The 10,148-nt window shown below is 75.0% G+C and carries 11 protein-coding genes; 1 reads left to right on the forward strand and 10 read right to left on the reverse strand.

Features of this window, described 5'->3' with window-relative positions:
- From ACSNOK_RS25535 to ACSNOK_RS25565, 7 genes are all read right to left on the reverse strand, one after another.
- Nucleotides 1-2,232: FAD-binding and (Fe-S)-binding domain-containing protein (locus ACSNOK_RS25535; protein ID WP_436783115.1), on the reverse strand; the 2,232-nt coding region annotated here is incomplete at its 3' end.
- A 168-nt stretch (nt 2,233-2,400) separates the two neighbouring features.
- Nucleotides 2,401-4,191 carry a complex I subunit 5 family protein gene (locus tag ACSNOK_RS25540; protein WP_436783116.1) on the reverse strand — a complete coding sequence of 597 codons (1,791 nt, stop codon included), beginning with the start codon at nt 4,189-4,191 and terminating at the stop codon, nt 2,401-2,403.
- 4 nt (nt 4,192-4,195) lie between these two features.
- Nucleotides 4,196-4,543 carry a sodium:proton antiporter gene (locus tag ACSNOK_RS25545; protein WP_436783117.1) on the reverse strand — a complete coding sequence of 116 codons (348 nt, stop codon included), beginning with the start codon at nt 4,541-4,543 and terminating at the stop codon, nt 4,196-4,198.
- Nucleotides 4,540-5,334, reverse strand: coding sequence for an MnhB domain-containing protein (locus ACSNOK_RS25550; RefSeq protein ID WP_436783118.1), 795 nt, complete (start codon nt 5,332-5,334; stop codon nt 4,540-4,542). The genes ACSNOK_RS25545 and ACSNOK_RS25550 overlap by 4 nt, the downstream gene beginning before the upstream one ends.
- On the reverse strand, nt 5,331-5,609 hold the full coding sequence (locus tag ACSNOK_RS25555; RefSeq protein ID WP_436783119.1) for a Na(+)/H(+) antiporter subunit B: 279 nt from the start codon (nt 5,607-5,609) through the stop codon (nt 5,331-5,333). Before ACSNOK_RS25555 ends, ACSNOK_RS25550 begins: the two co-directional genes overlap by 4 nt.
- Nucleotides 5,602-6,072, reverse strand: coding sequence for a monovalent cation/H+ antiporter complex subunit F (locus ACSNOK_RS25560; protein ID WP_436783120.1), 471 nt, complete (start codon nt 6,070-6,072; stop codon nt 5,602-5,604). The genes ACSNOK_RS25555 and ACSNOK_RS25560 overlap by 8 nt, the downstream gene beginning before the upstream one ends.
- A complete protein-coding gene (locus ACSNOK_RS25565; RefSeq protein ID WP_436783121.1) occupies nt 6,069-6,248 on the reverse strand; it encodes a hypothetical protein in 180 nt (59 codons plus the stop codon). Before ACSNOK_RS25565 ends, ACSNOK_RS25560 begins: the two co-directional genes overlap by 4 nt.
- Nucleotides 6,249-6,583: 335 nt before the next feature.
- Between ACSNOK_RS25565 and ACSNOK_RS25570 the strand changes: the two genes are divergently transcribed.
- Complete coding sequence (locus tag ACSNOK_RS25570) at nt 6,584-7,159, forward strand: hypothetical protein (protein ID WP_436783122.1); 576 nt, start codon at nt 6,584-6,586, stop codon at nt 7,157-7,159.
- 33 nt (nt 7,160-7,192) lie between these two features.
- Here ACSNOK_RS25570 and ACSNOK_RS25575 read toward each other — a convergent pair whose 3' ends face one another.
- From ACSNOK_RS25575 to ACSNOK_RS25585, 3 genes are all read right to left on the reverse strand, one after another.
- A complete protein-coding gene (locus tag ACSNOK_RS25575; RefSeq protein WP_436783123.1) occupies nt 7,193-8,401 on the reverse strand; it encodes an ABC transporter substrate-binding protein in 1,209 nt (402 codons plus the stop codon).
- Nucleotides 8,402-8,666: 265 nt separating this feature from the next.
- On the reverse strand, nt 8,667-9,500 hold the full coding sequence (locus ACSNOK_RS25580) for an ABC transporter permease (protein WP_436783124.1): 834 nt from the start codon (nt 9,498-9,500) through the stop codon (nt 8,667-8,669).
- A 2-nt stretch (nt 9,501-9,502) separates the two neighbouring features.
- The coding region (locus tag ACSNOK_RS25585; protein ID WP_436783125.1) for an ABC transporter ATP-binding protein at nt 9,503-10,148 on the reverse strand (646 nt) is incomplete at its 5' end.

Genomic DNA, 10,148 nt, shown 5'->3' on the forward strand with positions numbered 1-10,148 from the left:
GGGGGCGGGTGTGGCGGGTGAGCTCCGTCGCCGCCACCACTCCTGGAAGGACTCCTCGGCGAACAGCGGGAGTTCCCGCTCCCCCGCCACCCCGGCGAGGCGCTTGCCGACGGCGCCCACCCCCGGGGCCTGGAGCAGCGCGTTGGCCGCGCGGGGGGCGGCGCGGGCGAGCCGGGCCCAGACGGGGAGCCGGCCGAGCGCGTAGTGGGCGGCGGGGCGGAGCCGGCCGGCGTAGTGGTGGGCGAGGAACTCGGCCTTGTAGGTGGCCATGTCCACGCCGACCGGGCAGTCGGACTTGCAGCCCTTGCAGGCGAGGCAGAGGTCGAGGGCGTCGCGGACGGCGGTGGAGCGCCAGCCGTCGGTGACGGTGGAGTCCTCGTGGCCGTTCAGCATCTCGAAGAGGAGCCGGGCCCGGCCGCGGGTGGAGTGCTCCTCCTCGCGGGTGGCGCGGTAGGAGGGGCACATGACGCCGCCGGTGCTGGTGCGGCACTTGCCGACGCCGACGCAGCGGAGCACGGCGCGGCCGAACTCGTGGTCGTCGTGCGGGTAGCGGAAGTGGGTGTCCTCGACGGAGGGCCGCCAGAGCGGGCCGAGCCGGAGGTTCGCGTCGGCCCGGTTGGGGTGGACGACCTTGCCCGGGTTCATCCGGTTGTCGGGGTCGCAGAGGTGCTTGAGCTCCCCGAAGGCCCCCACGAGCCGTTCGCCGAACATGCGGACGAGCAGTTCGCCGCGGGCCTGCCCGTCGCCGTGTTCGCCGGAGAGCGAGCCGCCGTAGGCGTGGACGAGGTCGGCGGCGCGGTGCAGGAAGCGGTGGAAGGACGCCACCCCCTCGGCGGTGCGCAGGCCGAAGGGGACGCGGGTGTGGACGCAGCCCTGGCCGAAGTGCCCGTAGAGCGAGGCGCTCTCGTAGCCGAACTCGGCGAACAGTTTCTTGAGGTCGCGCAGGTAGTCGCCCAGGCGCTCCGGCGGGACGGCGGAGTCCTCCCAGCCCTCCCAGGTCTCGCGGTCGTCGGGCGGCCGGGCGGTGACGCCGAGTCCGGCCTCGCGGGCCTTGAGCATCTCCTGTTCGCGTTCGGGGTCGTCGGAGAGGGCGACGTCCGGGTCGTCCTCGTTCCGGTCGATGGCCCGCAGGAGGGCGCGGGCCTTCTCGTCGGTCTCCTCGGTGCTGTCGCCGGTGAACTGGAGGAGCAGCCAGCTGTCCCCGGCGGGGAAGCGGTCGAGGGATTCGAGGTAGGCCCCTTCCTCGCGCATCAGCTGGGCCATGCGGTGGTCGATGGCCTCCAGCTGGTCGGGGCGGGACAGGTCGAGGAGGCGGGGGACGTCGTCGGCGGCGGCGCAGATGTCGTCGTAGCCGAGGACGACGACGGTGGCGGCGTCCGGTACGGGGACGAGGTCGAGCTCGGCGTGGAGGACGGTGACGAGGGTGCCCTCGCTGCCGACGAGGGCGCGGGCGACGTCGAAGCCGTTCTCGGGGAGGAGGGAGTCGAGGTTGTAGCCGGAGACGCGGCGGGGGATGCGGGGGAAGCCGAGCCGGATCTCGGCGAGGTGGCGCTCGGCGAGGCCGCGCAGCCCCCGGTACAGCTGCGCGCGGCGGCCGCCGGCGGCCTGGATCCGCTCGTACTCGTCGTCCGTGGTGGGGCCGGTCCAGCAGCGGAGGCCGTCGTAGGTGAGGATCTCCAGGCGGCGGACGTTGTCGACGGTCTTGCCGTAGGCCTGGGCGGTGGCGCCGCAGGAGTTGTTGCCGATCATGCCGCCGAGGGTGCACTGGCCGTGGGTGGACGGCTTGGGTCCGAACTTCAGTTTGTACCGCGCGAGTTGCCGGTTGAGGTCGTCGAGGACGATGCCGGGTTCGACGACGCAGGTGCGGGCCTCGGGGTCGACCGAGACGAGCCGGTGGCAGTACTTGGACCAGTCGATGACGACGGCCCGGTTGGTGGTCTGGCCGGCGAGGCTGGTGCCGCCGCCGCGGGAGAGGACGGGCAGGCCGTACTCGGCGCACACCGCGACCGCCTCCGCGCCGGCGTCGACGGTGCGCGGCAGGACGACACCGAGGGGCGGCTGCCGGTAGTTGGAGCCGTCGGTGGAGTACGCGCCGCGGCTGCCGGCGTCGAAGCGCACCTCGCCGTCGACGCGCCGGCTCAGCGCCCGGCGGGCCGCGCTCAGCGCCTTTTCCTCAGTCTCCCCTGTCTCCCCTGTCGCCCCTGTCTCCCCTGTCGCCCGTCCGTCCGTCATCGGCTCTCCCTCCGTTCGGCGGGCCGGGCGCGCCACCGGTCGTCCACGCACCACCGTGGCACCGGGCGCGGGGCGCCGCAGGGCGTGGGCGCCCGATCGGGGGCACCCGCACGGCGGGGCCCGCCCCGGTCGCTCCCGCCGCCCCGGCCGTCCGGGCGACGGGCCCGGTCAGCCGCCCGGCCACAGGACCAGCGCCGACAGCAGCCCGATGCCGGCCGCCGTCCACGCGACGTAGTCGCCGACGTGCCCGGAGTGCAGCCGGCGCAGTGGGGCCGCCCACCGCCGGGCCGGGACGGCGCCGCGTACGCCGAGCGCCGCGAGCCCGGTGGCGAGCACCGCCGAGAGCAGGCCGAGGCCCGCGCCGGTCAGGCTCCACCACGCGTACGGGTGCCCGGTGCCGGGCGCGGCATGCGCGCCGTCGAGCACGGTGGCCGCGTAACCGGTGTGGTCGGTGAAGGCGTGCGCGGCGCCGGACGCGGCCCGGGCGAGGGCGGGGACGGTGCCGACGGCGAGGGAGCCGGCGAGGAGGAGGGCGGCGGCGCCGGCCATGAGGGAGGGCAGCCGGCGCACTCGGCGGTCGGTCTCGGGTTCCTCCTGGTCGCCGGTGGTCTCGGGGGCGCCGCAGTCGTCCTCCTCGCGGGGCCCGGCGCCGAGGAACACGCGCGCGGCGGCGCGCAGCACGGCGCCCCCGGTCACGGCCGAGACGACGACGTACAGCGCGGTCAGCCACGCGGCCCGCTCCTCGGCCAGCGCCTTGCCGAGCGCGGTCCCGAACGGCGGCAGCCCGGCGAGGGCAAGCCCGCCGGCCGCGTAGAGGAGGCCGACGCCGCGCATCTCCCGGGCCCGCCCGTGCAGCCGGTGCTCGTCGACGCTCCCGTAGCGGTCGAGGAGCGCGCCGGTACAGGCGAACAGGGCGGCCTTGGCGCCCGCGTGCCCCAGGACGTACAGGAACACGCCGGTGACGCCCTCGGGCTCCAGCGCCGCGAGTCCGGTGAGGAACAGGCCGGTGTGGGCGACGGTGGAGAAGGCGAGGAGCCGTTTGAGGTGCCGCTGCTGCCAGCACAGGGCGGCGCCGGTCAGCGCGGTGAGCAGGCCCAGGACGGTCAGGGCGCGCCGGAAGTCCTCGGCGGGGACGCCGCCGGGGCCGGCGAACACGGTGACGTACACCCGCGCGGCGCCGTAGACGCCCATCTCCACCATGACGCCGGAGAGCAGCATGCACACGGGCGTCGGGGCCACGGCGTGGGCGTCCGGCAGCCAGAAGTGGAAGGGGACGGCGGCGGCCTTGACCAGCAGTCCGGTGAGGATGAGGACGAACGAGGCGAGGATCAGGGCGTCGTGGCGGCCGAGGGCGTCGAGTTCGCGCCCGGCCTGGGCCATGCCGAGTTCGCCGGTGCGGGCGTAGAGCAGGGCGATGCCGAGGAGGGTGGCGTAGCCGCCGAGGGAGTTGACGAAGCCGAAGGCGAGCGCGCCCTGGACGGGCCGGGCCTCTTCGACGCGGTAGCCGGTGAGGGCGTAGCCGACGACGCCCATGAGCTCGAAGAAGACGAAGGCGTTGAAGAGGTCCCCGGTGAGGGCGAAGCCGCACATGCCCGCCTGGAAGAGGAGGATGAGCGCGGGGAAGGCGCCGGCGTGGCCGCGCGGCGGTTCGTCGAAGTAGCGCCAGGCGTAGGCGAGGACGGTGACGACGAGGAGCGAGGTGAGGGCGGCCAGGCCGGTGCCGGTGCGGTCGCCGGTGAGGACGATGCCCACCCCGTGGCCGTGGACGGGCCGCCAGTCGCCGGCCCAGACGACGTACGGCCCGCCGGCGAGGGCGCCCACGGCGAGCCCGGCGGAGACGGCGGCGCAGAGGCAGCCGAGGCTCTCCGCGACCGCCCGGGGCATCCGGCGCCCGGCGCCGGCCAGCAGGGCGGCGCCGAGCAGCGGTACCACGACGATCAGCGGGAGCAGCCGGTCCACCGGGTCAGCCCTTCAGTTCGGACAGGGCGTCGGGGTCGGTGGTGCCGTGCCGTTTGGCGATCTGCACGACGAGGGCGAGCAGCAGCGCCGTCACCGTCGCGCCGACGACGACGTCGGTGAGGGTGAGGGCCTGCACGACGGGGTCGACGACGGGCCGGGAGCCGGGCGGGATGTCGGAGAAGACGGGCGCGGTGGCGCCGTCGCGGTAGCCGACGGCGAGGAGCAGGACGTAGGTGGACGACTGGGTGACGGACAGGCAGCCGACGGTGTGGACGAGGTCGCGGCTGGTGGCCATGCCGTACACGCCGACCAGAAAGATCCAGCCGGCGGTGAGATAGGGCAGAACGCTCATGCCGGGCTCCCTTTCCTGTCGCTCCCCTTACCGTCGCTCCCCTTCCTGTCGCTCCCTTTCCCGTCGCCGCCCTCGATCTCCAGGGCCTGGCCGAGGAACCGGGCCAGCAGGACGACCACGGCAGCGGCGACCTCCACGCCGACGGCGGCGTTGAGCAGCGGTACGGTGCCGCCCGAGGCGAGGGTGCCGAACGTCCCGTACGGCAGCACGTTCGCCAGGTACGCGGCCCCGGCCACCAGCCCGCCCGCGCCGACGAGGACGTACGCGGCCTCTCCGGCGGCGTCGGCGATCTCGTACGGGCCGAGGGGCCGGACGCGTTCCAGGGCGCGGTAGTCGACGGCGATGTACAGCAGGTGGACGGCGGTGGCCACGACGACACCGCCCTGGAAGCCGCCGCCGGGGCTGAGCTGCCCGTGGGCGACGACGTAGAGGCCGATGAGCAGGGTGACGGGCAGCAGGAGCAGGCCGTAGCGGCGGGTGCGGGCCGTCACGCGCGCGGGCGCGGGGGCGGTACGGCGCTCGTCGCTCGTCTGCCGCAGGAGGACGACGGTGCCGAGGACGGAGGCGAACAGGATGCTCTCCTCGCCGAGGGTGTCCAGGGCCCGCTGGTCGAAGTTGACGGCGGAGACGGCGTTGGCGGTGTGCCGGAGCAGCGCCGCGTGGACGGCACGGTCGCCGTAGGGGTGCCGGTCGCCGCCGAAGCGCGGCAGTTCGAGGCAGGCGGCGAGGAACAGGGCGGCGGTGGCGAGCAGCCCCGCGGCCAGGACGCACAGCCGGACGCGGCGGCTCATCCGGGCGGCCCGTCGTCGTTCCCGTCGCGCCGGGCCCGGTGGATCCGCCGCACCTTGCGGACCGTCAGCAGGATCATCAGCGGGGTGACGGCGGACCCGACGGCGAGTTGCGAGAGGCCGACGTCCGGCGCCTGGAACACGGTGAACAGCAGGGCGAGCCCGAGGCCGAGGACCGACAGGACGAGCGCCTGCCGGGCGGGGTCCCGGTTGAGGACGGCGGCGGTCGCGGCCACCGCGACGAAGAGCAGCGCGAGGCCGCCGAGCACGTCATCCACCGTGCACCGCCCGGGTGGTGACCGCTCCCCCGGCCAGCAGCAGCGCGCCGATGACGAGCACCTTGACCATGGCCCGGCCGGGCCCGGCGGCGACGCAGAGCGGGACGACGGTGGCGAGGGTGGCTGCCGTGACGAAAGGGCCGAGGAGACGGGTGCCGGCGGAGGCTTCCCGGCCCGGGGCCTTCCCTCTCGAACCAGCGGCCTCCGCATCATCGGATGTCTCGAAGAGCCGGACGAAGACGAGGGTCCCCACGGGCCCGAGGACGGAGACGACGAGGGCGAGGTCCGTATAGGCGGGCCGCCCGTACCCTTGGGCGAGCAGCAGGAACACCAGGCACAGCAGCAGCGTCGCGGTGTTCTGCGCGGTCATCCGGCGCCCGGTCCCGCCCGTCGCCGCGCCCCACAGGCAGGGGCCGAGCCCGCCGGCGATCAGCAGGGCGGCGCCCGCCAGCCACCAGTTCACCGCTCCGCCGCCCGACGCGCCGCCCTGGCCGCCCACGCCCCGCCCGCCGCGGCCACCGCCCCGGCCCCGGCCTCCAGCGCGTCCACGGGACCGATCAGCACCACCCACAGCAGCATGAGCCCGGCCCACCACACGGGCAGCTCGGCCGCGGCGGCGACACGGGCCTTGTCCGGCATCACCGCTCCTCCCTGCTCACCATGCTCACCTGCTCATCCCGGCCCGCTCGGGCCGTTCACCTGCTCGCCCGCGCGACGCGAATCGCCCCCCGGTTACCCGGGCCCCGGCCGCCCATGCGGGCGGCACGGGGTGACGGTGGTGAGGGCACGAATACCAGACGCCCGGACCGGGAGCGCGGACGCGAAGCGCCCGCGTGTCCGATACCGGCGCCCGACGCGCTCGTCCCCACGCGCCCGAACCGCCCTCCCTCACCAGAACGACGGCCCGGAAACCCCCCACCGGGGCACCGGAAAAAGAACGGACATCCCCGCCCGGCACCCCGGAGACTGACCCCATGCTCATCGTCGACATCGTCCTGGAGACCGCCGACACCACCGGCTTCACCGCATGGCCGGTGGCCGGCCTCCCCCCGTACCGGCCGCTCGCCCTGTCCGGCGGGATGACGCCGGACGAGGTCGGCGCCGCCATGGCGGCGCTGACCGCCCACACGCTCGGGTCGTCCGCCGACGGCGGCCTGCGCTTCCACCACACGGGCCTCGGCATCACCGTGCGCCCGGGCTGCTGCTCCGATCTGGCGGACTGGCGCGCGTGGTCCGCCCTGGCGGACGGCGAGTTGCCCTGGTGGGGGCACGACCCGACACCGCGCGTGGAGCTCACCGGCACGACCGTGCGCCTCTGGCCCGACGGCGGCTTCGCGGCCGAGCCGCCTCCCACCCGCCCCATCGAGATACCCGTCGCCGACCTGCCGGGCGTCCTGTGCTCCGTGGGGGACGACCTCCGGGGCTTCCTCACACTCACCCGACAGTGGGCGGCCGCCCACGTCCCCGACCTGGCCGACGAACTGACGACCCGCCTGAACACGGACCTCACCATCACCGCGCCGCCACCCACGGCACCCGCCGTCCCGTGATCCGACCGGCCCCCGTACCCCCATGGCGCACCGTCATCCGGTCGGGACGAGACCGGCGGTGCACGGCAGACCGGGCACCCGGCGATTGGTCACGACCGCCAGTTCGTAGTCGTGGCGCGCACCGCGCTGCCACTGCCCGCCGGCGAGGGGGATGGTGGCGATGTTCGGGGTGGGGCCGGTTGTCCAGTCGAGGGGGCCGGCGATGGTGTCCAGGCGGGTGGCGGCGAGTGCCTTCGCCAGGGCGTGCCGGTCGGTGGGGTCAGCGGCGGTGCGCAGGGCGTGCGCGGCCACTTCGACGAGGGCGTGGGCGAGGCCGAGGGGCTGGAGCCACTGCCGTCCGGTGGCCTGTTCGTACCCGGCGGCCAGTTCGCCCGCGGTCGTGCCGTCGAGGGACGAGCGGTAGGGGTGGACGGGGGTCCAGTAGACGAGGGTCGCGACCCCGGCCTGTGCGGGCCGTTCGCCGGTGCTGGTCACCGAGGGCGGGTAGGCGAGCCAGCGGGAGCAGGTGATCAGGCGGGGCGGGCTGCCGAGGGCGGCGGCCTGCCGGCGGAACAGGGCCAGGTCACGGCCCGTGGCGGCGCTGGTGACGAAGTCCGCGCCGGCCTCGGCGAACGCCGTGACGTGCGCGGCGAGATCGGCCGCCGGCTCCGGGTACGCGCCGGGGTCCACGAGGCGGTGGCCGCGGGCCCGGGCGGCCGGTGCGAAGCCGTGCCGCTCGTGCCGCGACCAGGTGCCCTGCGGTCCGTCGTTCCAGAGGCAGCCCACCGTCCCGGCCTGTCCGCCGGCCGCCTCCCACAGGTCCGCGAACACCTCGGCGATGGCGTCGAGGCCCCAGCAGAAGTGGTACGTCCAGCGGAACGGAGTGGTGTCGTCCGCGCCGCGCCCGTAGTAGTACACCTGCCACGGGAAGGTGCTGGAGACGCAGGGCACGCCGGCCGCCTCGCAGGTGTCGGCGACGGCCGGCAGCACCTGGGTGCCGGCCAGGGTGAGGACGATCCCCGCGCCCTCGCCGTGGACGAGGTCGAGGACCGCCTGCCGGGCGCCCTCCGCGGTGGACCGGCTGTCGCGTTCCACCAGCCGTACGGTGTACTCCCGGCCCCCGTTGACCAGGCGGCGCAGTCGCGGCCGGAGCAGGCCGGTGACGTAGGCGAGCGGGTCGCCCAGCCGCGCCAGCCGCCCGGTGCGCGCGGCCACCACCCCCACGGTCAGCGACCGTCGCTCGCCGGCGCTCGGTTCGGGCATCTCGTCTCCTCGCTACGGGCCCCCGGCGGCCTTCCGGCGCGGCGGGGGTCGCGGATACCGGCGGTGAAAAAACGGCTCCGGGGCGCCGGGCGCGGTACCCGGCGAGCCGGACCGGCTGATTCCCCTCGAAACGGTCGTTTAGCGGAATGTCGGGATCGCTGACGGTATGTGGCACTGGGCAGGTGCTACCCCTTCCGGTGCCCCGCCATGCGCCCTGCCCCGCCTCTGTGCCCGGGGCCTTACGTCTCCCGCCGTCCGTCGTCAGTCACCCGTCCGGGAAGGCGTTCCGGCGGTCGCGGGTGTGGAAGCGGAAGGTGAGGGCCGCCACGAGGAGCGCGCCCGCGAACCAGAGCGGGCCGAGGAGGAGGTACGGCAGCGGGATCGCGTCGCGGAAGCCGGCGGTCGTGGCGACCTGCATGGCGCCGAAGGAGGGGAGGTAGCGGATGATGTCGTCGTCGGCGACCGGGTTGGCGAGCGGGCTCTGCAGACCGGTGTCGATGATGCTCGTCATGATGATCAGGAGCATGCCCGCGAGTTCGGAGCGGAACAGGGCGCCCAGCATCACCCCCAGCCCGCCGTACGTCAGCGCCCCGCAGGCCAGGGCGAGCGCGAGCAGCCAGGGCCGCCGGGGCGACCAGTAGAAGCAGACCGCGCAGGTGGCGTACGCGCAGGTGACGGCCGCGACGACGACGAGGGCCGCGAACTTGGCCATGATGAGGTGACGGCGCGGGTAGCCGGCCATCGCCAGCCGCCGGTCGAACCCGGCCGCCCGGAACGTGACCGAGAACATCATGAAACCGACGATGAGGGTGACCGCGTTGAGGGCGCCCGTGATGTTGCCGAGGTCGTTGCCGTGCGCGGTGACCGTCCCATGCGTGGCCCGCAGCAGGAAGCGCACCTCGCTCGCGTCGACGACCACGTGCCCGAGCGAGATCCACAGCGGGACGAACAGCACGACGAGGACGAGGGCGAGGCGGTTGCGGACGTGCTCGACCAGCGCGAAGCGGGCGGCGGTGGAGAAGTACGTCCAGGCGGTGGGCCGCGTCGTCGCGGTGGGCGGCTGGGGAGCGGTGGGCTGCCGGTGCGTGGTGGGCGGCATCGTCACCCCTCCGTCGCCGGACCGGCCCCCGGCCGCGCGCCCTCGGCCAGCCGGCCGTCCTCCAGCCGCCAGAGCCGGTCGAAGCGGGCGGTGTCGTAGGCGATGTGCGAGACCAGGAGGAACGAACGGCCGCCGGCGCGGAGTTCACCGGCGAGCTCCCAGAAGCGCTGGTACGACTCCCAGTCGAAGCCCTGGTACGGCTCGTCGAGCAGGAGCAGCGGCGGGTCGTGCATCAGGGCGAGGACGAGGTTGAGCTTCTGCCGGGTGCCGCCGCTGAGGGCGCCGACGCGGTGATGGCGGTAGGCGGTGAACCGCAGCGCGTCCAGCAGTTCGTACGCCCGGCGGGGGTCGGGGAGGCGGTAGGCGACGTGGAACAGCTCCAGGTGCTGGTCCACGGTGAACGCCGGGTTCAGGACCGTCTCCTGCGGGCAGTAGCCGACCGGCCCGGGGCAGTCGACCGTTCCCCCGTCCGGCCTGGTCTGCCCGGCGAGGACGCGGAGCAGCGTGGTCTTCCCCGAGCCGTTCTCACCGACGACGCCCGCCATGCAGCCGGCCGGCAGGTCGAGGTCGACCCCGCGCAGCACGGGGTGGCGGCCGTACGCCTTGCGCACCCCGCGGACGCGCAGCACGGGGGCGGGGGCCGGGGCC

This window comes from Streptomyces sp. URMC 126 (genome assembly GCF_051386555.1).
Lineage (GTDB): Bacteria > Actinomycetota > Actinomycetes > Streptomycetales > Streptomycetaceae > Streptomyces.